The organism is Xanthomonas populi, assembly GCF_002940065.1.
Taxonomy (GTDB): Bacteria; Pseudomonadota; Gammaproteobacteria; order Xanthomonadales; family Xanthomonadaceae; genus Xanthomonas; species Xanthomonas populi.
In genome coordinates, this window is record NZ_MDEJ01000060.1 from 1 (window position 1) to 24,687 (window position 24,687).

Here is a 24,687-nt window from a genome sequence, read left to right on the forward strand (position 1 = left end):
CCTCCGCCACGGTTCAACTGGCGACTTGTCCCCTGTAGAGTTTGAACGGCGCTACGCGCAACGAGGGTCTTGAGTGTCTAAGGAACCCTGGGCGTATCAGGGTTTTATTCTGCGGCGGCGAACCCAGGGCCAGCTCGATGGACGTACGGAATGCTTTGAAGGTCAGTAAGTCTGCAACTTCTGGCGTGGCGACTTCTGTCCGCGTCTTGTAGAACGGCACGCCGGCTTCGCCAAAGGCCACAGCGGCTGGATCGACTTCGTCAGTGCTGACCTCCCGTGCCTACCGCGCTCCGGCTTGATGACTCTCAAGGCGCCAGGTGTTGCCTTGCGCGTCTTGTTGGTGGGAGATCCGGTGGTTGTTGATGGCATCGGCGAGCTTATCGCCGCCCACAGCACCAACGATGCCGCCGATCGCACCTGTGACCAGCAAGCCTGGGCCAGGCTCCACGCCTAGCGCTGCGCCTACGCTTCCGCCAAGCACGGCTCCGCCGACGGCGCCCAGATTGCGCGTGGCGTAGCGAGTGATCTCTGCATCGGCAGCGGTGCTATTGCCCTGCGCGTCCAGCCGCTCGGTATTTCTTGCCTTAACGCCCAGGTCGTACACCGCCGCCGCCGCACCCACAACGCCCAGCCCACGTACGGTGGCAGGAGCGAGCCTGCGTGATGCGGCTGCTTCTGCGGTAAGCGCTGTTTCCGCGAGGCGCGCGGCTGGCGCATTGAGCCCGGTCGGCGCGTGGACCATGCCCGATGCAGTGAGTTCTGCTGAGGGCCGGAAGTGTGTTTCCTTCAACTCACCTGATTAGCACGCTACTTCAGCCGAGAAGACCGGCACGTCTTGCAGCACGTCTTCCGTCCATAGCTTGAGCCTGGCGGCGGCGACCAGCAGGCGCGGCGCCAGGGCGTTCAGATCGAAGCGCCGGTCGCACCGCCATTAGGTCTGGGCCAGGGCGATGCGCATACCTGGCGAGCTTGAAGGTGATAGTCAGCGTCCAACGACCGCTTCAGATGCGACAGTACGACAGCGACCCAGCTGGCGTTGTGTTGCTCGCACCGGCTGCGGCCGTGGCCCTCGATCACCGTCTGAGCGTGCTCGACTTCCAGAACGCGGAAGGCGCCCAGCCCATCGCTGTCCACATCAGCCCCTGGCCGCAGGCGTCGGTGCAACCTGCTGCAGCGCTTGCCCGCACAGCGCGGACCGACGCAGCCGTCGGGCCAGCGGGATGCTTCCAGGGAACGCTCGCATGGCCCTTCGCTACCATAGCCGGCCAGGAAGGGTGGCAGCGACAGTCCTGGTTGAACCTGCACGCGGTTCATTGCCATGATCTGACTCTTGCACGAGTGGCTCGCCGTCAATGTGCAGGCAAATAGGCTCAGGGCATGCGATTGGCTGAAGTAGCGTGCTAATCAGAATGGCAGATTTCTTGCTTGGCAAATTTATTCTTACGTCGCTGAGTTATTCTTCCGTAGATGAAAGGAAATTTCAATTCTGATTAATTAACTAATTTCTGGAGGATATGATGTTTATTAAAAATAATTCTCAGAGATCGATGAATGTTTCCAAACCTACTGAAGGCATTGCTAGCGATACATCTCCTTCCTCAGTCGAAGGTATCCCTAGTAAAAATTTGCATGCTGAGAAATTTGCTTTTGACGGTATAGGCGCTGCTCCCAGACGCGCATCTCTTGGCGATTCTGGAAGTCGCACGTTGCAATCAAAGGGCGGATTAAGCAGCAAGCAACTAGGTGATCTTCATTCAGAAAAAAAACGTGTCAATTGGACCCAGGCGACCGGAGTCGCCGGTAAAATTGCACACAAGATTGAATCCCTGTTTGGTATGCGGGATCCGGAATCGCGTGTTCAGGCGTTCGTCGCATTTATGGCTGATGGAAAGGGTAGGCCGGATGCAACCTTCCTCGATCTAGGCGATGGCTGGATGAGGGCTACGCGTGCTATCAATGGAAAAACAGCCTTGATCGACTTCCGCTGCGACGAAGATGGACAAGTGGTAGATGCACGACATCCCGGTAAATTTCCGTTGCTCCCAGAAGGAAAAGAGCGGGAAGCCTTTGAGACAGTACGTCAGGAGCTAAAATTTAGAGGCGCTGATGCGTTGCGTAGGGTGCCTGTGTATTACGTCAACAGGAATACGCGGGGTTACGTGCTTCCTACGCATGGCTATGTAGTGTCTGGTGACCCAAACCAAGGACGTAAAAGCGGTGCAGCTTTATATGGAGTTGGGGGCGATCCGAAACGTGGTCCGGTTATTCTCGATGACAAGCTTCTCGCTTGCCTTATCGGTGAGGTAAAAGCGAAAGCCGTCTGCAAGTTATCGGAGCCTATCCGGGCGGCGATCTCTACGCTAGCTGGCGAGTCCTTTGCTAGTCGCGAAGAATTTTACAATGCATATTGTCGTGCCAGGGGTGATGCAGTCGATCAGTCGGGTCTGCATGATGAAATTTCTTCCATATATCGCCTTCTGCCTTTGTCTACGATGGAAATGTGGCCAAAGAAAGCCGATGACTACAGAGCCGCAAAGCCGACCGCACCTGAGCGGGATCTCAGGGCGTTTGAAAACTTCCCCAAAGACATCGGGCGCAAGGTTTGGCTAAAGCAGATATCTGAAGTAGATAGCATCGATTTATTAGAAGCCAAACAACAGTTCACGCTTCATCAGCTTTACCAAGATGAGTTGTTGGGCCGCAATGGAACGGGGGTCCCCTCTGTGCTCTTTAGGCCCAGAGCTGACACTCAGATGCGTGATCGTCTCCTTGCGTCCACGCCAAGGTTTAAAAGGCTACCACCGCATGAATCTGACAAGGTAGGAAATTGCAATACCGGTGCATCATCTCTTTTACAGCGGGCTGTAGATAGATATTCTGAAAAGAACGACTCAACTCCAAAAAAAATATCTGCAGCTAGTATTTTCGGTATTGGTTCGGGTCATCGATTAGCCATATGGGATCCATTGAAGATCTCTTCGTCTAATCAAACATCTCTGGAGCCATCGACAAGGACATCAGACGAACCTGAGACGGATGTGGGTACATCCGATGGATAGCCGACCTGTCTGCTTCCTACCCTCTCTATAAGGAAGGTGGGTCGTTTGATCGATGAAGCCCTCAGCGCGCGGCCGCTTCGGGCTTGCGCGCGCGCTTGGCGGACGCCGGCGTTGTCTCGGTACCCGGATACAGATTCAACAGCATCAAGGTGACGCCGTTGGTCCAACCGAAGCCGTCCTGCAGTGCGTATTCGCCACCGCCGCCGCCAGCCGCGTCGGCTTCCAAACCATACTTTTCGACCAGCTTGTGCTCGCGCGCAAACAGCGCCTGCACCTGGATGAGGAAGCGCTCGCCGATGGTGCGCGCCAGCGCGTCTTCGCCGTAACGGCGCAGGCCGTCCACCGCCACCCATTGCAGCGGCGCCCAGCCATTGGGCTCGTCCCATTGCTGGCCGGTCTTCACTGCGGTGGTGGCCAGGCCACCGGGACGCAGCAGACGCGCACTCACGCTGCTGGCGGTGCGCTTGGCGTGTTCGTCCGACGATAGCCCGGCAAACAACGGATACAGCGCTGCGGCGGTGACCTGATCGCTCAGCGTGCGCGTCTGCCAGTCGTAGTCGGCGTAGTAGCCGGCCTGGTTCCACAGATGCGCATCGATGGCCTGCTTGCGTTGCAGTGCGAGCGCGGCGTAGTCCTGTGTGCATTCGGCGCCCGGTTGCGTGCAGGCCTGGGCCAAAGTGCGCTCAAGGTGGTACAGCAGGCTGTTCAGATCGATCGGGACGATGGCGGTGGCGCGGATGGTGCGCAGGTTGTGGCCATCGGCCAACCAGCGGCTGGTGTAGTCCCAGCCGCTTTCGGCACCGGCGCGCAGGTCGCGGTAGACCTCGGCGGCCGGGCGGTCGCCGGCTTCGGCGGCGGTGCGGGTGTCGTGCAGCCAGGCTTCCGGGCGCGGGGTGTCGCGCTCGTCCCAATAGCGGTTGAGCAGGCTGCCGTCGGCCAGCCGCACCACGTGGCGCGCGGCCTGACCGGGCTGCAGGTCGCCGCTGCCCTGCATCCAGTAAGCGTACTCCTTCTGCAGCTGCGGCAAGTAGCGCTGGTAGACCGCTTCACCTTCCACACCGGCCTGCAGTTCCACCATGTAGGAGAAGAACGGCGGCTGCGAACGGCTGAGGTAATAGCTGCGGTTGCCGTTGGGGGTATGCCCGAAGGTGTCGATCAGGTAGGCGAAGTTGTCCAGCATCTGGCGGCTGAGCGTGGTCTCGCCGCTCTTCACCAGTCCGAGCATGGTGAAGTAGGAATCCCAGTAATACACCTCACGGAAACGCCCGCCCGGCACCACGTACGGATGCGGCAGCGCCAGCAGGCTGCTGTACGGCGGCACGTGGTTCTGGCTGCGCACCAGCTTGGGCCACAGGTCGTCGATGTGTTCGCGCAGCGCGGTGTCCTGGCGGATCGCATCGGTCTGCACCGGCGGCGACTCTTCGAAATTGGCATCCACAAACTTGCGCAGATCAAAGCCGGGGTGATCGTGCTGCGCCAGATAGTCGGCGTTGATCAGTGCCGGGTCGCGCAGCGGCAAAAAGTCGACAAAGTGCTTTTGGTCATCGAACAGCTCGCCACTCTGCACTGCCTGAAACAGTTCCGGGTAGGCCAGGTCGGGCGTGGGCGGTGTGGAGGCAGGAACGTTGACGACCGGAGTGTCCATCGGCGCGGCAGTCAGCGTGCACGGCGCAACAAACATGCTCAGCGACAGGCCAAGCAGCGACGTGCAGCACGGGGGCGCGGCAGAACACATGGCATCTCCAGAACGGGCAGTGGCGTAAGGCATGGTAAACGACCGAAGTGGCGGGCGGGACCGGACGACGGTGTCGGCGGGCCGACAGGCTTCGCACGGAGACGACTAGATTCAGCAAGGTGATCCGGCGCGGTGCCGCAGGTTGTTGCGCCAATCCAGGCCTATCGGCGCGGATTGAGGCAGCTTGAGCAGGTGCGGTTCGGCGTAGGTAGACTGTTTATTGCAAGATGCGCGCCAGTTGGAGCGGGCTGACCTGCGATTGCGGTCGGTGGCCGGGTTGCGCGGCGAGCGATTAAACCGCTGCAGGCGCCGGTGGATGGCGATCCGGGGCTAGCGACCGCGCTCCCGGCTGACGGGGCGTATTGTTGGACGCACCGCAGCCTGGAGATGGCAGGTGGACTCGCACGCTGCATCAACAACCGCTAGCGCTTGCGCTCGATTCCCAGCAAACGCTGCAGCTGCAGTGCGTTGGGCACTGCCAGCCCGGCGGCGGTGTTGTCGAAGATCACCCAGCGGTCTGCTTGCGGATATGCTGCGTTGTGCGGTGCATTGCGCACCGCCTCGGCCAATGTCTGCAGCGCCTTGTCGTCGTAGCTGCTGTAGTAAATGCGCGGTGCGCCATGCCAGCGCCAGTAGTACGGCCCAGCGGTTGAGTTTGGTGTTGCAGCGTCGGGTAACGGCGCCGGGTCGGCGGCGCAGCGTGCGATGCGGTGACGCGCCAATAGCGCTTGTGCCTGCGGCAGAAACCAGCTGGCGTGGCGTGGCTCGCACACCACGCCGCCGTCCCAGCGCCGCCGCAGCATCGCGAAAAACCTGGCCGCCACCCGCGCATCGAACGCGGCGCTGGGCGGCAGTTGCAGCAGCAGGCAGCCCAGCCGCGTGCCCAGCGCGCCGGCCTGAGCCAGAAATGCGTCCAGCAACGGCCCGGCGGCGTGCAGACGTGCGTCGTGGCTGATGCTGCGCGGCAGCTTCACCGAAAAACGGAAATCGTCCGGCACGCTGTCGGCCCAGCGCGCATAGGTGCTGGCACGGTGCGGGCGATAAAACGAGGAGTCGATTTCTGCCGCATCAAAACGTGTGGCATAGCGCTGCAACACGCTGGCGCCGTCACCAAACGCTGCACGGTCGGCAGCCGCAACCGACCAGCCTGCACAGCCACAGCGCACACGCGGCATGGCGATGGACGAACAAGGCGACATGACAGGTGCGATGCAATTGGGCAGCAGTCTATGCATGCGTGCGCGTCAGCACTGTGTGTGCAGTGCGATCACGGCCGACTCACCAACGACTTCGATACTGGGCCCATGCCAGAAGGTCCTTCCCTTGTCATCCTGCGCGAACAAACCGAAGCGTTTGTCGGTCGCAAAATCCTGCGTGTCTCCGGCAACAGTAAGCAGAACATCGCGCGCTTGGATCAACAGAAAGTGCTGGCATTGCGCAGCTGGGGTAAGCACTTTTTGATCGAGTGCGCGCAGTTCGGTGTGCGCATCCACTTTCTGTTGTTCGGCAGTTATCGCATCGACGAAGACAAACCCAACGCGGTGCCACGTTTGCGTCTGGAATTTTCCAAGGGCCAGCGTTTGAATTTCTACGCGTGCTCGGTGCAGTTTATCGATCGCCCGTTGGACGAGGTGTACGACTGGACGGGGGATGTCATGCATCCGCTATGGGATGGCGCGCAGGCGCGGCGCAAGTTGCGTGCCGCGCCATCCGTACTCGCCGCCGATGCATTGCTGGACCAGTCCATCTTTGCTGGCGTCGGCAACATCATCAAAAACGAAGTGCTGCACCGCATCCGTGTGCATCCGGAGAGCGCAGTGGGCGCGTTGCCGGCGCGCAAGCTTGGCGAACTGGTCACGCAGGCGCGCGAGTACAGCTTCGATTTCTACGCATGGAAAAAGGCCTTCGTGCTGAAAAAGAATTACCAGGTGCATACTAAAACCAGCTGCCCGCGCGATGGCGCCCCGCTGCAGTATCGAAAGCACCTGGGCAAGGCCGGGCGGCGTGCCTTTTTCTGCGAAGTCTGCCAACGGCTTTACCGGGCCGAGGAGGATGTGTGACCCAGCGCTCAACGTGAATGGCGGCTGGCTCCTTACGGCCAGACAACGAATTTCAAACGCGCGCAGGCCCGGTGCCCGCTAGATTTGCGCGTCCTGCACCGGGTTAACGGTGTGGCGTGCGCATCTCTCATCTCATCGGTCTCCCGCATTGTGACTACCCGCAGGAAGGAAACGCTTGTCCCGCATGTCGCCGCAGTCGCATGTACGGGCGCCATGCTGTTATTTCTTGCCTGCCTGTTGCTGTATATGCCGCCGCCGCGCACAACCCTGCGACACGACGACAGTTTGCAGGTGTATTTCGTGCCGCGTCCGCAGTTGACGCTGCCGGCACCGGTGGAGCCGCCGCAACCACGCGAGCGCACACCGCGCGCTGCGCCTGACGCCGCATCGACATCGGCCGCCCGCAGTGCGCCGCCGCCCACACCGACCCCACCGACCCCACCACCGCAGCGCCAGTTGGCCGCCGCCAACGCGCCGGCCAATGAATCGATGGCCGCCCAGCTCTACACCCGCGCAGGCCGTTTGCGCATGCCGCAAACGGCGCAAATAGATCCGATGGCGCAAAACGGTGCCGCCGTGCCGCCGGGCATGAGCGACGAACGCGCGCAGGCCAAGGCGCGCAATGTGATGGAACGGGTCAATCCGGTGCAGTACCAGGACACCCGCTTTGCCAAGGACTGGAAGAGCGATGGCACGCTGGGCGATGTGGCGATGCAGGAAATGAATCGTGGCATGAAAAAATTCAACGACATGCTCAACGGGCCGCAGACGCAGGTGGCAAAGGCGCGACCACCGCCGGAGGTGCGTTTCAACCCCGCGTTGGCGGGCAATCAGGCAGAGATGGGCAGCGAAGCGACCGGCGATGCCTACAAGGCGGCACCGATCGCGCATGAGACACCGCCCGATCTCAAGGGTGAAGCCAGCCGCCGCATCCGCGAGGCGCTGGTGGCGCTGGAGCAACACAGTGCGCGTTGCGACGCGTCCAAACGCAAGACGCTGTTGTCGCCGGTGCGCACGCATCTGGGCGATCTCGAGCGCGCCGAGCACGCCTTGAACAACGGCGCCGACCCGGTGATGGCTGCGCAAATGCTGCCGCGCCAGGCCGACAGCGCCTACGATCTGGCCCGCCGCGCGCTGTGGTATGCCGATCGCCAGTTGAAGCAGTGTGCGACTGGGTGAGTAGGTGAGTGGGGCAGTCGGTGAGTTTGCGTGCAGCTGACGAAGAGTGGCTAACAAAACCTCTCGAACGCTGTATCAATGGCGGCAACGTGCTGGTCGCACGCGCCTTCGTTGACGCGTGGAGTAATGTCGGCAATGGCAGTGAGATTATTCGGATCCGATCCGATCGAACTGAGCTGATCAGACCGCACCTAATCGAACGGCCGCGCTGCATGCACTGCTTGCAACCATGCACACCGACATTCCCGACTGGTCCTTGCCCGCCCACCGTCGCGGGACCTTACGCTGTATGGATGCCGCGTAAGAGACTACAAGGATGTACTTGCGGCGTGTCCCGCGATGGTGGGCGGGCACGGGCCCTGCAGCCAAGCCGCAGCTCCACCACCGACGCATCCACACCGTTCAATCGCCTTTTAGCCGCTCTAAGTGGGCGAGTTAGGGATGTGTTTTGATTGCAGGCAGCCGGGGTTTGTAGGAGCTTGCACACCAGGCGCCGCACGATCGCTTGGCAACCGCACCCTCATTCGGCGCTACGCGCCACCTGCTCCCGGTGGGAGAAGGGCACAAGCCGCTCTTGCCACCATGCCCCAACCGCTGATGGCCGCGGGGGTGGGGAATCACGGCGACGCCGCCTCGCAACATCCCAATCCGAGCGCTACATCAGGCTATGAGTTTTGCCCTACGCCAGACTCTGCCGATAGCGGTTTTTTTCGATGCTTAGTGCCACTTCTGCACGCAGGAACACCTGGCCGATCGGTTCATCGCCACCGGTCGCCTGCGCTGCGCCGATCAGCACGGTAAGGCCGAGCGCATGGTGTTGCTGGGCGATGTCACGCAGGCCTTGCAGCTTCTGCGCAGCGTTGGGGTCGCGTAGCACGGCGATGAACTCGGCGCTGTCGGTGACCCGGTCCACGCTGTCGCCGCTCGCTTGTACGTGCGCGGCCAGGGTCTGATCGAGTTGCTGCAGGACGCGGCCCAGTAGCCGCTCGCTTTGTTTTTCGACCAGCGCGGCCAGTTCCTGCACTTCCAGGACCACCAGGTAATACCCGGTGTCGGCGGCCGCCTGGCTGGCAACCGGCGCCACTGGCTGCAGGATCGCCTCGCGCTCGAGCTGCAATTCGCGCTTGCGCTCGTCCAGCAGGCGCATGGTGACGCGCGCCAGTGCCTGCAAGCCGGTGCGTTGAATGTCGGTGAGCGTGCGTGGCTCGGTGTCGAGCACGCAGATGGTGCCCAGCGACACGCCGTCGGAGGTGACCAGCGGCATACCGGCGTAGAAACGCGCGCCGGTGTCGCCGGTGACGACCGACACATTGGCAAAGCGCGTGTCCTTGGTCAGGTCGGGTACTTCCATCAGCTGCTCGGGGCTGCGGATAGCGTGATCGCAGACCGCCTGGCTACGATCGGTCTGCTGCATGCCCAGGCCGAGTTGGGCCTTGAACCATTGGCGGTCGCGATCGATCAGCGACATCAGTGCGATCGGCGTGCCGCACAACGAGGCGGCCACCTGCACGACGTCTTGATAGGTGTCCTCGGGCAGGCTGTCGACGATGCGGTAGCCGTCCAGAACCTGTTGGCGAGAGCCTTCGTCAGCCATGGGAATTTCTTTCATCGAATAAGCCAGACAAGCGCAAGTGAGGGAAGATGCCACGATACCGGCGCTGCCGATAACGCAGCGTGGATATTGGCCACGTGCGTTGGCGTGGCCTTACACCGAGCATGGGAAGACGCAGCACCCGCATTTTGTGACTGACGAGCCACAAGCGGGCATGGATGCGGCAAGTACGCTTGCCGCCGCCCAACACCGCCAACGCCTGCCTGGCGGCGCGGGCGTCACCTAAAGCCGCGGGCTTGGTCCTTGCAGTTGCTGGTAGGCCTGCACGAAGTCACGTGCAGGCGCCCGGGCCGTGCATCTAGAGACATCCCACCGCCAATACAACACGACCGCGCCGCTTGGCAGCAGCGCAGCCGGTGGGTCAATCGCACTCAGCGCTTGACCGGCTTGCCGTCGACGTCCAGCACCTGCACTTCACCCAGTTTGAGCGCGCGCACCGGGGCTTCGATCTTCTTCAGGTCGCCCACGATTACCCAGGTCATCGCATTGGGCGCAATGATCTGCTTGATGGCGGTCTGTGCGGCCGGTTGATCGATCGCTTCCAGGCGCGGCTTGAGCGTCTGCACATAATCGTCTGGGCGGTTGAACTGCACGATGCCTTCGATCGCACCCAGCACCGCGCCGGTGGTTTCGAAGCTGCCGGGCAGGGCGCGGATGCGCTGGTTCTTGATCTTCTCGATCTCAGCGGTGGTCAGTGGTTTGTCGCCGATGATCGCGGTGGCTTCCTTGCGAATCTCATTGGCCGATTCGGCGGTCTTATCGGTCTGCACCGGTGCCGAGAACAGATACGGCCGCTGGCCCTGCGCATCCATCATGCGGGTGCCGGCGCCGTAGGCCCAACGCTTGTTCTCGCGCAGATTCATGTTCAACCGCGAGGTGAAGGTGCCGCCGAACGCGCCATTGGCCACGCCGATCGCCAGGTTGTACGGCGCCTTGGTGGACGGTGCGAGCAGGCCGGCCAGGATCACCGACTGCGGCGCATCCGGGCGATTGATCAGATACACGCGCGGCTTGGGCTGCGCGGCCACAGTGGCCAGGTTCTTCTTCGGCAATGGCGCGGCAGGCGCCTTCCAGTCGCCGAAGGCGGCATCGAGCTGCGGAATGATCTGCGCCAGCGTGGTGTCGCCGGCGACCAGGATGCGCAGGTTATCCGGGCGCAGCCACTGGCTGTGGAAGGCTTGCAGATCCGGGGCGTTGAGGCTCTTGATCGACGCCTCGGTGCCGCTGCCGGTGAGCGGGATGCCGTAGGGGTGGTTCTGGCCGAACAACAACGGCGGCAATGCACGCAGCGCCAGGCTGTTGGGCTGGGTCTTTTCCTGCGCGATGCCGGCCAGCCATTGGCCGCGGATGCGCTCGATATCGGCGGCCTTGAAGGCCGGGTTGCGCACGATGTCGGAAAACAGCTGCAGCGAGGGCTGCAACTGGTCGTTGAGTGCGTCCAGCGAGGCGCTGCAACTGTCCAGATCGCAGCCGACCGCAGTGATCGCGCCCAGGCGCTGGCGACGCTGTGCCACTTCCACCGAATCCAGCGCGGCAGTGCTCTCGTTCATCAGCGCGGCGCTGAAGCTGGCGGTACCGAGCTTTTTGCCCTGGTCGGCCGCATAACCGGCATCGAACAGCAGCTCGACCTGGGTCACCGGGATGGTGTGGCGCTCGGCCAGGATCACTTCGATGCCGTTCTTCAACGTGCCGCGCTGCAACTGCGGGAAGCTCAGATTGGGGAACTGGTTGGTTTCCGGCACGCCCTTGCTGCGGTCCAGTGTGGAGGCGGTGACTGTGTACTTGCCGGCGGCCGGCAGTTTGGGCGCGGGCTTGCCGGGTTCGTCGCCACGTGCGACCACCGCCTTGTCTTCGGCAGCGGGGTCGAAGTCCTTGCCGGCCGGCAGCACGGTGAGCAGATAGTCGCCCTTGACGAACCAGCTGGCGGCGGCCTGCTTGACGCTATTCACAGTGGCGGCTAGACCGCGCTGCAGATCCTGTTTGTAGGCGCCCGGGTCGCCGCGATAGACCTGGCCCTCGGCCAGGATCACCGCCTTGCCGCCGAATCCGCCGACCTTCTCCAGCCCGCGTACGAAGCCGGCGCGGTAGGCCACCTGCGCACGCTGCAGCTCGTCGGCGGTCGGACCCTGGGCGATGAACTTCTTGAGTTCTTCGTCGATGATCGCCTCGACCTTGGCCGGGTCCACGCCTTCCTTCACATCGGCCTGGATCTGTACCTGGCTGGACAAGGCGAAGGCCTGGATCGACGCCGACACGTCGTCGACCAGATTGTCCTGATAGACTAGGCGCTGATACAGCCGCGAGGTCTTGCCGCCGCCGAGCACGGTGGTGGCCAGATCCAGCTGGATCGCCGCATCGCTACCCAGCTGCGGCGCTGCCCAGGTGCGGTAGATGCGCGGCTGCGAGACATGGTCGTGCTGCACGCCACGCTTCTGCGCGGCCAGCGGGGTCACCCACGGCTGCTGGCGTGCCACCGGCTTGCCGGACGGGATGTCGCCGAAGTACTGCAGCGCCTTGGGACGCGCCTGCGCCACGGTGATGTCGCCTGCCAGCACCAGGGTTGTGTTGGCGGCGCCATAGTTATCGTTGAACCACTGTTTGACGTCGGCCAGCGAGGCCGCGTCCAGATCTTCCATCGAGCCGATGGTGTCGTGCTGATACGGGTGGTTGGCCGGGAACAGGTTGGACAGGATGTTCTGGTCCACGCGGCCATACGGGCGGTTCTCGCCCTGGCGCTTCTCGTTCTGCACCACGCCGCGCTGGGTATCGAGTTCTTCCTGGCCGATGGCGCCGAGCAGGTGGCCCATGCGGTCAGATTCCAGCCACAGCGCGGTATCCAGCGCGGTGGTCGGCACGGTCTCGAAATAGTTGGTGCGGTCGAACCAGGTGGTGCCGTTCATGTCGGTGGTGCCGACTTTCTCAAGCGGCGCAAAGAAGGAGCCCTTGTTGTTATCCGAGCCGGAGAACATCAGATGCTCGAACAGATGCGCAAAGCCGGTCTTGCCGGCCGGCTCGTCGCCGGAACCGATGTGGTACCAGATGCTGACCGCCACCACCGGCGCCTTGTGGTCTTCGTGCACCACCACGGTCAGGCCGTTGGGCAGGGTGAAGCGGGTGTAGCCGATCTCGGGAATAGCGCTGCTGGCCGGGCTCTTGGAGAGGCTGGCAGGCGCGGCGGCGACGGCGACGGCGGGAGCAACGGTACCGGAAGCGACACCGAGCACACCGGCGATCAACAGGGACAGCGGACGTAACATGTGACACTCCGGATCAGGGCAATCGGTCGATGGTAGTGGCTGCTTGGCGGCGCCGCAAATGCTGTTTGGCAGTGTCGCTGCTGCCGGTTCCAGTGCAGTGCGTGAAAGGCGGCAACTGGTGCAAGCGGTGTTGGCCGGGGTTTGCCGTCGCGGTGCCTGGGCAGACACACTGCCTGGCAAGCCGCCGGGTCTGCCTGGCGGTGAGTCGGTGCGATGATTGTTAATGCCGGTTAGCTACTCGATCAGAAGGTGCCAATACCACCTGGCAGGCCCTGGTTGCGATCGCCTTTCCGCACTGCCAAGCAAGCGGCCCCGGCCGCGTTTGGCTCAAGTTGATCCTCGCCTTGCCGTTACTTTTGGCGACCTACCTTGACCCGACGCTACCCGCCGCTCACGCCATGACCGCCTTGTTACCACCTGTGCCGATTCCCGCCAACGACGCCTTGCGCGTGGAGGCAGTGCGCCGGTTGGGAGTGCTGGACACCGAGCCGGAGGCCGAATTCGACGACATCGCGTGGCTGGCCGCGCACATCACCGGCGCGCCGATGGCGCTGGTGTCGCTGCTGGATGCCGACCGCCAGTGGTTCAAGGCACGTTGCGGCACCGATGTGGAAGGTACCCCGCGCAGCGCGTCGTTCTGCTCCTATGCGGTGATGGGGACCGAGTTGCTGGAGGTGCCCGATGCCGAGGCAGATCCACGCTTCGCGCGCAATCCGCTGGTCATGGCCGCGCCCGGCATTCGCTCGTATGCGGGCGTGCCGCTGATCGGCCGCGAGGGTTATGCGTACGGCACCTTGTGCACGCTCAGTACCAAATCGCGGGTGCTTGACGAAAGCCAGAAACAGGCGCTGATTCGGCTGGCACGCCAGGCCGTCAGTCAACTGGAGGCGCGTCGCGACCGGCTGGCTGCGCAGGCGCAACGGCAGACTCTGAGCCTGCTGCTGGAAGCCATGCCCGACGGCGTGGTGTCCTGCGACAACAATGGTCTGCTGAACGAGTTCAATCACGCCGCACGGCAATGGCATGGCACCGATCCGCGCCTGTTGCCGCCCGCGCAATGGGCGCAACATTTTGATCTCTACAGCGCCGACGGCAGCGCGTTGCTGCCCACCGAGGCGATTCCCCTGGTGCGCGCCTGGCGCGGCGAGCACGTACGCAATGCCGAGATGGTGATCCGTGCCGCCGGCCAGGCCGCGCGCAGCGTGCTGTGCAATGCCGACCCGGTGGTCAGCGACCAGGGCGTTGCGTTGGGTGCGGTGTGCGTGATGCACGACATCACCCAGGCGCGCGACGCCTCGGCTGCACTGGCCGCCGAACGCGCGCGCTTGCAGGCGTTGGTGGACGCCTCGCAGGACGTGGCGATCATCGCCTTCGACCCGAACGGGCGCATCGAATTGTTCAATCCCGGCGCCGAGTGCCTGCTCGGCTACGCGGCGGACGAGGTGTTGGGCACCTGCCCTGCGCAATTCCATCTGCCGGCCGAGCTCGAGCGGCACATGGCCACGCTTGCGTTGTCGCCGCCTTCGTATATCAAGCTGGCTGCCGCTGCAGCAAGCGATGTGCTCGCAGAAGAAATCTGGACCTTGGTGCGCAAGGACGGCGGACTGCGGCGGGTGCGCCTGTGCTTCAACATCATCCATGACGCGCTGCAAGGGCTGGCCGGCTACCTGGCGATGGCCATCGACGTCACTGCCGAGTTGCAGGCACAGGCCGCCGCGCAACTGGCAGCCCAACGCTTCACCGGCGCGTTCGAAACTGCGCCGCAAGGCATGGCAATCGTCTCGCTGGAAGGCGACTGGCGCGACGTCAACCCATCGCTGTGCAGCATTCTGGGGTATCCGCGCGAGCAGTTGCTGCGCACCACCTTCCAGACCATCACCCATCCAGACGATCTGGATAGGGATCTGCGCCTGGTGCAGGAACTGATCGACGGTAAGCGCGACAGTTACAGCATGGCCAAGCGCTACATCAGCCAGCAAGGTGCGGTGATCTGGGCGCAGTTGTCGGTGTCGCTGGTGCGCGACAGCAGCGGTGCGCCGGTGCATTTCGTCTCGCAGATCCAGGACGTCACCGAACGCCATGTCGCCGCAGAACGCCTGGCCGAAAGCGAAGCGCGCTTGCTTGCGATCAGCGATGCCACACCGACGCTGGTCAGCCAGTTCGATGCCGCGCAGCGTTGCGTGTTCGCCAATGAGGCGCATCGCCACTGGCTTGGCGTGGAGCCGGCAAGCTTGGTCGGCTGCCACATCACCCAAGTGCTGTGCGAAGATCTGAGCCCCGCCGCGCGCGCTGCGCTGGCGCAGGTGATCGCCGGGCAACGCGCCAGCTTCGAACACGTGGTGTTTGGCGGCGCGACCCCGCGCGATGTGGAAATCACCTTGGTGCCCGAGACGCAGAGCGCATCGACGCACGCGCAGGGGTTCTTCCTGATGGCGCACGACGTTACCGCGCACAAGACGCTGCATCGGCTGATGCACGAACGCGCCACCCGCGATGCCTTGACCGGCTTGCCGAATCGCCATGCCTGGTCCGAAGCGTTGCAGATCGCCGTGACCCAGGCGCAGCAACAGCAGCGCGCCGTCGCCGTGATGTTCCTGGACCTGGACGGCTTCAAGCACATCAACGACATACATGGTCACCGCGCCGGCGACGCAGTGCTGGTGGACTTCGGTCGCTGCCTGCAGCAAGCGGCCGGCAGCCGTTATCTGGTGGCACGCCTGGCCGGCGACGAATTCGTGGTGTTACTGGACGACCTGCAAGACCCGCAGACCGAATGCGCCGCAGTGGCAGAAAGTATTCGCACCGCTGCTGAAGCAGGCGCAGTGTTCGGTGAGCAACAGCTGCCGATCCAGTCCAGCATCGGCGTCGCTTGGCAACACGGCGCCCACGCCGACGCCGCCAGCCTGATGCACGCTGCGGACGAAGCAATGTACGCCGCAAAACGCGCCCGCCGCGGCAGCGACACAACCACCACCGGGCGCGATGCCGCGCGGTAATTCAGGCCGCGCGGCAGCACTGCCCTCTCCCGTCGGGAGAAGGTGCCCAAAGGGTCGATGAGGGGACGGGCTACCCGTAAAACTGCGTCAACCGGGAGCAGGCATTGCGCGTCTTGATTTTGTGATAAGCGATGCAATTGCATCGATAAGGGTTCACTGCGCGCAATGCAGCGCTGTAAAGGTGCTGCTCACACCTCAAGCACTGAGGTGCACATCGTAGTCAAAACTTGACGTCGAGATAGAAACTACCTCGGTGCGATCGATAGGATGGCGCTCTCGCAAAAGCAGCACTTTACAAATGCCTGCTGCCTTCAGGCAGGTTGCGGCCGATAAGCATCCATCAATCGATCACTGCGTGATGCCACATCCTTACCTCGCAAACTGCCAGCAGCTCACAACGCAACGGCGGACACGCACTGCGTGCGCGCCTTGCTGCACTCAGCTCGCCGCGCAGAAGCCGAATTGGGCGGTTGCACCTGCTGCCAGTGTGCGATTGCAGTCCACGCCGCTGGCCTTGAGCGTGCTGCCGCTCTGCGACCACGTCACATTCCAGGTGCCGGTGACCGGCAGCGAGATCGACCAGCTACCGCTACCGGTGCCGCTGTTGGTGACCTGCACGCGGTTGCAGGAGCCGCCGCTCCAGCGGCTGTCCACGATCACCTTGGTGCTGAAGCTGCCAGTGGATGTAGGAGTCGGGGGTGGCGTCGGGGTGGTGCCACTCACCGTGCCCCACAGCGTGCGCAGCAGGGTCATCTTGTCTTCGCGCACGCTGGTCCAGTCGTCGCGCAGGATGCCGCCGGTGCCCCCGCTGTTGGGGTTCCACGACCAGTAGAAGCCTTCGTTGATGCCCTTGCTGCGCAGATACTTCACCAATGCGTCCTGCCACACCTTGTCGCGCGCATCGCCTTCGCCGTACTTGCCGCCGAATTCGCCCAGTAGCAGTGCATGCGTGCCGGCAAACTGGCCGAAGTGACGCTCCCAGATTGCGGGCATATTGTTGGGGAAGTTGCTGTCGTTGAAGTACGGCTGCACGAACACGTCCGGCCCGTACACATGCGGTGCCAGCAGCAGGCGGTTGGCCGGAATGTTCAGCGGGGTGCAGGCCAGCGGCTGCAGATTGCCGCCCCAGAAGATGCCGCCATTGGTCGAGCAGACCGGGTTGTCGGTGATGCCTTCCACCGCGATGATCCACTTGGGCGCCACCGCCAGCACGGCAGCCGAACCGCGCTCGGCCGCCTTGTTCCAGTCGGTGGCTGCGTTGCCGGTGCCCCAGGTGGCCGCGCCGTGCGGTTCGTTCTTCAGATCCCCGCCGATCACGCTCGGCACGTTCTTGTAGCGGTTGGCGACAAAACGCAGGTCGTCCAGCCACTTCGCTTCGGAATACGCGCTGATGTACCAGCGCTCGGAAATAGCGCCGCAATCGGGTGTGTGGTGATCCAGCAGCACGTAGATGCCGCGGGCGTTGAATGCGTTGATCACCTTTTGCGCGCCCACAGACCATGGATGACATGGTTACCGGTCTCGAAGCCGAACACGTTGACACCCTTGAGCTGGACCACCTTGCCGTTGTCCTCGACAATCTTGTCGTTGCTGATGGAATAGCTGAAAGTCGGCGTAGCGGCCAGCGCCGTGGCCAGTGCGAGCCTACTTGCAGCCCTGAAAAAGGACATGGTGATCTCTCTGGAGAACCGAGCCCGACAGTCGGGCGCGGTGAGGGGGGGCATCTTGGTCGGCAGCCGTTTTGTGTGGCGTGATCCCGGCCACAGAAAATCGCATTGCCGCACCGATCACGCGCAGGCTGCGGGCGGAGTCGCTTTCCCGCACACTATTGCCCCTGCGCAGTGTCCGCAGGCTGTCCTTATCTGTTCCCGGAGTGTCTTCCAATGTCCTTGTTGCGTGCCGAATTGGCGCAATGGCGCGCCTCACCCGCGCACGAACTGATGGCCGGTGCGGTCGCAACGTTTGCCTTGATTCCCGAAGTGATCGCGTTCGCCTTCGTGGCCGGCGTTGATCCGCAGGTTGGGCTGTTTGCGTCCTTCGTGATCGGCATTGTCATTGCGTTTTGTGGTGGGCGCCCGGCGATGATTTCGGCTGCGGCCGGCTCCGTTGCACTGGTTGCTGCACCGCTGGTGGCCACGCACGGGTTGCCGTATCTGCTGGCGGCTGGGTTGCTGGCCGGTGCGGTGCAGATCCTGTTCGGCTTGTTGCGGCTAGGTGTGCTGATGCGTTTTGTCAGCAGTTCTGTGCGCACCGGTTTCGTCAACGCGTTGGCGGTGCTGATCTTCGTCGCGCAGCTGCCGCATCTGCACGGCGCCAACCTGATCACCTGGGCGATGCTGGGCGTGGGTCTGGCGATCATCTACGGCCTGCCACGGCTGCGCCTGCCGGGCGTGTCGGCGATTCCCTCGCCGTTGCTGTGCATCCTGCTGCTGACCGTTGCAAGCACGGCTTTGCACCTACCGCTGAAGACCGTGGCCGATCTGGGCAAGCTGCCGAACGCGCTGCCATTCCTGCAATGGCCAGCGGTGCCGCTGACGCTGGAGACCTTGCGCATCATCGCCTTGCCGGCTCTGGCCATCGCAATGGTGGGCCTGCTCGAATCGCTGATGACCGCGCGTGTGGTCGACGAACTCACCGACACCCCGAGCAACAAGAACCGCGAATGCACCGGGCTGGGCATCGCAAATGCAGCGGCAAGCCTGTTCGGAGGCATTGCTGGCTGCGGCATGATCGGGCAGACCGTGGGTAACGTGAAATACGGCGGGCGCGGGCGCCTGTCGACGTTGTTTGCCGGCGTGTTCCTGCTGATCCTGATGGTGGCGCTCAAGCCGTGGGTGTCGCAGGTGGCGTTGGTGGCGATCATGGTGATGGTCTCGGCCGAGACCTTCGACTGGCGCTCGCTGCGCACCGTGCTGACCCATCCGCGCACGTCCAGCGTAGTGATGGTGGCCACCGTGGCGGTGACCTTGCTCACCCACAACCTGGCCGCAGGCGTGGCGGTGGGTGTGGTGCTGAGCGGGGTATTCTTCACCTTCAAGGTGGCCGGGCTGCTGCAGATCGCCCACAGGGACGACGACAACGGCGTGCGCACTTACAGAGTGCGCGGGCAGGTGTTCTTCGCCTCGGCCGACGTGTTCGTCGATGCTTTCGATGCACGCCAGGTACCGGGCCGCACAGTGCTCATCGACGTAAGCGGCGCGCATTTCTGGGATATCACCGCCGTGGCGGCGCTGGAAAAAGTGGTGCAGCGCCTGCGTCACCACGGGCTGGAGGTGCAGGTCACAGGCTTGAACGCCAGCAGCCGGCGGCTGATGCAGGCGCACACGCCGGGCGAAGACGCACTGGAATCGGCGCTGCCCTGAGCGCAGCAGGGTGTCTGGGCGCATCCAGCAGAGCCGCACACAGCCGCCCCACGCTGGCTGGCCGCGCGCTGAGCGTGACTGGGTAGCGGCCTCAAGGTCGCCTGAATAGCGCCGATGACCCCACTTCGAAGCTGCCGGTGATCGTCGTAATGCCAGTGCGTTGCAGCCCGAGCTGGCTGTCTGCGTACCGCCAGCGGTGCTGCGGGCTTGCGTCCGTACACGGATGGCGCGGCGATGACCAATGAACCGCTGCTGGAACGGATGGTGGATCTGACCGTCATTGGCGATGCCAATCTGCTCGATCTGAGCCTGCTGCGCACCGTGCGCGAGGTCTGCGCGTTCGAAGAACTATCCCTGCGCTGCGCTTGGCCCCGGACCACCGCAGCATGGCCGAAACCCGGCTGCGCGACGACGGCCGGCTGTCGTTGAAGGTGGCCGACATCCACAGCGTGCAGATGCGTCAGCAATTGGCCAACGCGCGTGGGCCGGGCGAGGTGATGCAATTTCAGAGAAAGCGGCCGTGCGCTGCTGGTCTACCCGATGCTGGAAGCGCGCGGCATCCGCACCTGTTTGCGGGTGGGGGCGTGTGCGCTCCCGGCCCCGCCGAGCAAGCAATGCTGCCGGGCTTTGCGCGCTTCTTGCAGAATGACAGCAGCCTGCTCGGCGATGCCCAGCGCGATGCGCTGACCGGGCTGCGCAATCGCAAGACCTTCGACGATGTGATCCTGCGCTTGTTCGCAGGCGGCGCTGCGGCCGGTCTGCAGTCGGGCGGCGATCTGACCCGACGGCAAGCGCGCGTTGACCCAGGCGGTGCCGCTGCGTCGCACCGACCATCGCTTTGCAGAAGGCCGGTAAGCCGCAAACGCTGACCCAAGGCAAGCAAATCGCCATCCGCGCCACGCTGGATGGTTCGTCCAGCGTGGACATCGCCAACGCACCGCTGGTGTTCGTCTGCTACGGCGTCAAGGCGCCGGAGCGCGGTTGGGACGACTTCAAGGGCGTGGAGTTGAAAGGCAAGATTGCGGTAGTGCTGATCAACGCCCCGGATTTCGAAACCGACACGGGCGCCTTCGACGGCGCCGGCATGACCTATTACGGCCGCTGGACCGACAAGTACGAAGAATGCGCACGCCAGGGCGCGCTCGGCGTGCTGGTGGTGCATGAAACCGCGCCGGCCTCTTATGGCTGGGATCAAACATGTAGGCTCTTATGCGGCATCCATGCCGCACAAGAGCCCGCGACGGTGAGCGGGCAAGGACCCGTTGGGAGTGTCGGTGTGCAAGGTTGCAAGAGGTGCACGACGTGCATGTCTGGTGGATGCCGCCACGGAGCCTCCATGGACGGATGCACCGGCGTGTCCCGCGAGCGGCGAGGGCAACGCGCAGCCGATTAATTGAGCCAGCTGTCGATGCAACCGATTGCACTTCCTGGCACACCACTTGCGGTTGTCTTACACGACAGCGTGGTTCGCCGCCGATGACAGCGCGCGCGCCAGGCTGCAATCTGTTGGGGTTGTGTTCGGTCGCTGCGGCGTAGTCTGCCGCGCTGTCCTCGTCGGGTGGGGCGAAGACGACAGCAAAGCGCCCTTCGCTTCCTTAACGATCGATTCTTTAGGATGAGCCGCGACGTGAAGTTGCAGTCAGGAGAGCGTGTGCATCGGAGTGGTCTTAGAGCTGCCAAACCTGCGACGTGGTCGCACACCGTCGGACTCGCCCACGATACTGTGCGCGTGACAACCTCGTTTTACGTAGCTGCGATGGATCTCCCGTTTCAGCCCGCACTGTCGCCTTTGCGCGACTGGCAGCCTTGATGGACGGCACTGTGACCCTTTCCCCCGCACCGACTGAATTCCCCACCATCTCCGCCCTCGACGCCGGCCAGCCCACGCTGCCGCCCGAAGCGCCGCTGGCGATGCCCCAACAAAAGCTGCGCGAAGGTCGCCTGCAGGTACCGCATCAGCGCACCGCGCCAGTTGGCATCGGCGTGCGGCGTTTCTATCTGATCGGCGGCACCTTTGCCACTACCGCCGTGGCGGTGTGGGTGATGCTGAGCGTGTTGTGGCCCGGCGGCATCAGCGTGCTGGAAGGCTGCCTGCTTGGCTTGTTCGTGCTGCTGTTCGCCTGGATCGCGATGTCCTTCGCCAGCGCAGTGGCCGGCTTTGTCACCGTGGTGGCGGGTGCCGGACGCAAGCTCGGCATCGACCCGGATGCGCCGCTGCCGACAGTGCACACGCGCACCGCGTTGCTGATGCCGACCTACAACGAAGACCCGCGCCGGTTGCTGGCCGGCCTGCAGGCGATTTACGAATCAGTGGCCGAAACCGGCCAGCTGGAACATTTCGACTTCTTCGTGCTCAGCGACACCACCCGCGAACACATCGGCGCTGCGGAAGAACTTGTCTACAGCGAGCTGTGCGACCGCGTCGACGGGCACGGGCGCATCTTCTATCGCCGCCGCGCCGACAACGCCGCGCGCAAGGCCGGCAACGTGGCCGACTGGGTGCGTCGTTTCGGCGGCAGCTACCCGCAGATGCTGATCCTGGATGCCGACAGCGTGATGACCGGCGACACCATCGTGCGGCTGGTCGCCGGCATGGAAAACAACCCGGATGTGGGCCTGATCCAGACCCTGCCGGCCGTGGTCAACGGGCAGACCCTGTTCGCGCGCATGCAGCAGTTCGGTGGCCGGGTGTACGGGCCGATCATCGCCTTCGGCGTGGCCTGGTGGCATGGCGCCGAGAGCAATTACTGGGGCCATAACGCGATCATCCGCACCCAGGCATTCGCCGATCACGCCGGCCTGCCGGCACTGCGCGGGCGCAAGCCGTTCGGCGGGCATGTGCTCAGCCACGATTTTGTCGAAGCGGCGCTGATGCGGCGTGGCGGCTGGGCCATGCACATGGTGCCGTACCTGCAGGGCAGCTACGAAGAAGGCCCGCCCACGCTGACCGACCTGCTGATCCGCGACCGGCGCTGGTGCCAGGGCAACCTTCAACATGCAAAAGTCGTCGGTGCCAAGGGCCTGCACTGGATCAGCCGCATGCACATGATGATCGGCATCGGCCATTACTTCACCGCGCCGATGTGGGGCATGTTGATGCTGATCGGCATCGGCATTCCGCTGGCCGGGGCAGGCATCGACCTGGCCCATGGCCTGCCATTCTCGCCGGCACGCTATTGGCACGGCAGCAGCGAAGGCAACGCGATCTGGATCTTCGCCTGCACCATGTTCGTGCTGCTTGCGCCCAAGCTGCTGGGCTACATCGCGCTGCTGCTCAACCCGCGCGAACTGCGCGCCTGCGGCGGTGCGGTGCGCGCCATGCTGAGCATTCTGCTGGAAACCGTGTTGGCGGCCCTGATGGCGCCGGTGGTGATGTATCTGCAGTCGCGCGGCGTGTTCGAGGTGCTGGCCGGCAAGGATTCGGGTTGGGACGCACAGGTGCGCGACGACGGCAAGCTGGCGTGGCCAGCGCTGTTGCGCAGCTATGGCGGGCTGACCGTATTCGGTCTGTTTATGGGCGCGATGGCCTACACGGTCTCGCCGTCGCTGGCGGCCTGGATGGCGCCGGTGATCATCGGTATGGCGTTGTCCATCCCGGTGGTGGCACTGACCTCACTGCGTCGTACCGGTCTGGACCTGCGTCGGGCCGGCATCTTCTGCATCCCTGAAGAACTCGACCCGCCCAAGGTGCTGGTGCGCGCGGCGGAACTGCGCCGCGCAGCCGCGCTGGAGCCGTCGCTGATCTGAGCGCGGCAAGCTGCGCGCGACGATCCGCGTATGTCGCGCCATGTATGGCGCGCCGAGCAAGCCACGCCATGCGTGCCGACACCGATCGGGGCGCAAGGCATAATGCCCAGCCCGCAAGCGGAGCTGGACAATGTTGGAAGTGATTGAACGCGAGACCGGACCGAACCCGCAATGGACCGTGCTGTGGCTGCACGGCCTGGGTGCCGATGGCAGCGATTTCGCCCCGATGGTGCCGGAACTGGTGCGCCCGCACTGGCCTGCGTTGCGCTTCGTGTTTCCGCATGCGCCGATCCGCCCGATCACCATCAACAACGGCGTGCGCATGCGCGGCTGGTACGACATCGTGAGCATGGATTTCGCCCAGCGCGCCGACAAGGCCGGCATTGCCGAATCGGTGGCCCAAATCGAAGCATTGATCGCCCATGAGCAGACCCGTGGCATCGCGCCAGAGCGCATGCTGCTGGCCGGGTTCTCGCAAGGCGGCGCAGTGACCCTGGCGGTCGGTTTGCAGCGCAGTGTGCCGCTGGCCGGGCTGATCGCCCTGTCGACCTATCTGCCGGACCCGGTCGCCGCCGCCAGCCAGTTGCAGCCGGCCGCCACCCGCCAACCGTTGTTCATGGCGCATGGAACCGCCGACCCGGTGGTGCCGTTCGGTGCCGGCGAGCAGAGCGCGCAGACCTTGCGCACGCTCGGCTTCGCACTGCAATGGCAGACCTACCCGATGGGCCATCAGGTCTGTCTGGAAGAGATCGAGGCGCTGCGCAACTGGATGCAGGCGCGCTTCACCGCCGCCTGAGTCCATGGCCCCGCGCGCGCCACAGATCGCATGGATGCCGGACCTGTGCCGGCTACCGCGATTGGGCGCGATGCTGGGGCTGGCCGAACTGGTGGTGCTGGTGGTGACGCTGGTGCCCGATGCCGGCGCGGCGCGCAGCATCACGCTGTCGCGCTTCGTGTCGGCCAGCGGTCTGGCGTTGTGGCTGGCGCTGGCGGTCACCGTGCTGCTGTGCGTGTTACAGCCCAGCCTGTCGCGGTTGTCGCCCAAGCTGGGCGGCTTGACTGCGCTATCGATCGCCGCCGTCGTGGCAATGCTCGGCGCCGGCATCGTGCACGGGCTGTATTCGGTCCTCGGGCAGGCGCCGTTGGGGCCGCTGGTGGGTTTCTGGCGTTTCACCCTCGGCAGCGCGGCCACGGTGGTGCTGATCACCGCGCTGGCGCTGCGCTATTTCTATGTCAGCGACCGCTGGGAAGCGCAGGTGCAGGCCAATGCGCGCGCGCAGGCCGATGCCTTGCAGGCGCGCATCCGCCCGCATTTCCTGTTCAACAGCATGAATCTCATTGCCAGCCTGTTGCGGCGCGACCCGGTAGTGGCCGAGCAGGCGGTGCTGGATCTGTCGGATCTGTTCCGCGCCGCGCTCGGTGCCGGCGAAGGCCTGTCCACCTTGCGTGCCGAATGCGAACTGGCCGAGCGCTATCTGGCGATCGAATCGCTGCGCTTGGGCGAACGCCTTCAGGTGCGCTGGCACCGCCAGGAGCCATTGCCGTGGGAGTTGCCGATGCCGCCCCTGGTGCTGCAGCCGCTGGTGGAAAATGCGGTGCTGCATCTGAGGTATCCCCACGTTTTTCAGCCCATGACCATCTGGTTGTAGACGTGTTCGGGCAGTGTGCGTAATCGCTCCA

The 24,687-nt window shown here is 63.8% G+C and carries 12 protein-coding genes and 6 pseudogenes; 10 read left to right on the top strand and 8 right to left on the bottom strand.

What is annotated here, in order from left to right:
* Nucleotides 1-280: 280 nt before the first annotated feature.
* The 3 genes and pseudogenes from XpopCFBP1817_RS11285 to XpopCFBP1817_RS22955 form a co-directional block, all read right to left on the bottom strand.
* Nucleotides 281-742 carry a hypothetical protein gene (locus XpopCFBP1817_RS11285; protein ID WP_128417199.1) on the bottom strand — a complete coding sequence of 154 codons (462 nt, stop codon included), beginning with the start codon at nt 740-742 and terminating at the stop codon, nt 281-283.
* Between the two features lie 57 nt (nt 743-799).
* A pseudogene (locus tag XpopCFBP1817_RS24005) lies at nt 800-1,158 on the bottom strand (transposase); the annotation flags it as partial.
* Between the two features lie 27 nt (nt 1,159-1,185).
* A pseudogene (locus XpopCFBP1817_RS22955) lies at nt 1,186-1,320 on the bottom strand (IS1595 family transposase); the annotation flags it as partial.
* A 197-nt stretch (nt 1,321-1,517) separates the two neighbouring features.
* On the opposite strand from XpopCFBP1817_RS22955, the gene XpopCFBP1817_RS11295 reads away from it, so the two are divergent.
* The gene (locus tag XpopCFBP1817_RS11295; RefSeq protein WP_208619606.1) at nt 1,518-3,059 is read left to right on the top strand and encodes a type III effector; all 1,542 of its coding nucleotides are present in this window, start codon (nt 1,518-1,520) and stop codon (nt 3,057-3,059) included.
* Nucleotides 3,060-3,120: 61 nt separating this feature from the next.
* On the opposite strand, the gene treA is transcribed toward XpopCFBP1817_RS11295, so the two are convergent.
* The gene (gene treA, locus XpopCFBP1817_RS11300) at nt 3,121-4,794 is read right to left on the bottom strand and encodes an alpha,alpha-trehalase TreA (protein WP_128417200.1); all 1,674 of its coding nucleotides are present in this window, start codon (nt 4,792-4,794) and stop codon (nt 3,121-3,123) included.
* Between the two features lie 422 nt (nt 4,795-5,216).
* The gene (locus XpopCFBP1817_RS11305) at nt 5,217-5,993 is read right to left on the bottom strand and encodes a DUF72 domain-containing protein (protein ID WP_128417201.1); all 777 of its coding nucleotides are present in this window, start codon (nt 5,991-5,993) and stop codon (nt 5,217-5,219) included.
* Nucleotides 5,994-6,098: 105 nt separating this feature from the next.
* Between XpopCFBP1817_RS11305 and XpopCFBP1817_RS11310 the strand changes: the two genes are divergently transcribed.
* Nucleotides 6,099-6,854 carry a DNA-formamidopyrimidine glycosylase family protein gene (locus XpopCFBP1817_RS11310; RefSeq protein WP_128417202.1) on the top strand — a complete coding sequence of 252 codons (756 nt, stop codon included), beginning with the start codon at nt 6,099-6,101 and terminating at the stop codon, nt 6,852-6,854.
* Between the two features lie 150 nt (nt 6,855-7,004).
* On the top strand, nt 7,005-8,033 hold the full coding sequence (locus XpopCFBP1817_RS11315; RefSeq protein ID WP_167393913.1) for a hypothetical protein: 1,029 nt from the start codon (nt 7,005-7,007) through the stop codon (nt 8,031-8,033).
* A 679-nt stretch (nt 8,034-8,712) separates the two neighbouring features.
* On the opposite strand, the gene XpopCFBP1817_RS11325 is transcribed toward XpopCFBP1817_RS11315, so the two are convergent.
* Together XpopCFBP1817_RS11325 and XpopCFBP1817_RS11330 are read right to left on the bottom strand one after the other, a co-directional pair.
* The gene (locus tag XpopCFBP1817_RS11325; RefSeq protein ID WP_128417204.1) at nt 8,713-9,642 is read right to left on the bottom strand and encodes a GAF domain-containing protein; all 930 of its coding nucleotides are present in this window, start codon (nt 9,640-9,642) and stop codon (nt 8,713-8,715) included.
* A 374-nt stretch (nt 9,643-10,016) separates the two neighbouring features.
* A complete protein-coding gene (locus tag XpopCFBP1817_RS11330; protein WP_128417205.1) occupies nt 10,017-12,902 on the bottom strand; it encodes a M16 family metallopeptidase in 2,886 nt (961 codons plus the stop codon).
* A gap of 272 nt (nt 12,903-13,174) precedes the next feature.
* On the opposite strand from XpopCFBP1817_RS11330, the gene XpopCFBP1817_RS11335 reads away from it, so the two are divergent.
* Nucleotides 13,175-15,898, top strand: a complete 2,724-nt coding sequence (locus tag XpopCFBP1817_RS11335) for a PAS domain S-box protein (protein ID WP_244171142.1) — start codon at nt 13,175-13,177, stop codon at nt 15,896-15,898.
* Nucleotides 15,899-16,336: 438 nt separating this feature from the next.
* Here the strand turns inward: XpopCFBP1817_RS11335 and XpopCFBP1817_RS11340 are convergent.
* Nucleotides 16,337-17,568 (bottom strand): annotated as a pseudogene (locus tag XpopCFBP1817_RS11340) (cellulase family glycosylhydrolase).
* Between the two features lie 213 nt (nt 17,569-17,781).
* On the opposite strand from XpopCFBP1817_RS11340, the gene XpopCFBP1817_RS11345 reads away from it, so the two are divergent.
* The 6 genes and pseudogenes from XpopCFBP1817_RS11345 to XpopCFBP1817_RS11375 form a co-directional block, all read left to right on the top strand.
* Nucleotides 17,782-19,260, top strand: coding sequence for a SulP family inorganic anion transporter (locus tag XpopCFBP1817_RS11345; protein WP_128417207.1), 1,479 nt, complete (start codon nt 17,782-17,784; stop codon nt 19,258-19,260).
* Nucleotides 19,261-19,494: 234 nt separating this feature from the next.
* A pseudogene (locus XpopCFBP1817_RS11350) lies at nt 19,495-20,030 on the top strand (hypothetical protein); the annotation flags it as partial.
* Nucleotides 20,007-20,452, top strand: a pseudogene (locus tag XpopCFBP1817_RS22165) (protease-associated domain-containing protein); the annotation flags it as partial. The pseudogenes XpopCFBP1817_RS11350 and XpopCFBP1817_RS22165, both read left to right, overlap by 24 nt.
* A 617-nt stretch (nt 20,453-21,069) precedes the next feature.
* On the top strand, nt 21,070-23,007 hold the full coding sequence (mdoH, locus tag XpopCFBP1817_RS11365) for a glucans biosynthesis glucosyltransferase MdoH (protein WP_128417209.1): 1,938 nt from the start codon (nt 21,070-21,072) through the stop codon (nt 23,005-23,007).
* 130 nt (nt 23,008-23,137) lie between these two features.
* Complete coding sequence (locus tag XpopCFBP1817_RS11370) at nt 23,138-23,803, top strand: alpha/beta hydrolase (RefSeq protein ID WP_128417210.1); 666 nt, start codon at nt 23,138-23,140, stop codon at nt 23,801-23,803.
* 4 nt (nt 23,804-23,807) lie between these two features.
* Nucleotides 23,808-24,611: pseudogene (locus XpopCFBP1817_RS11375) on the top strand (sensor histidine kinase); the annotation flags it as partial.
* Nucleotides 24,612-24,687 lie beyond the last annotated feature (76 nt).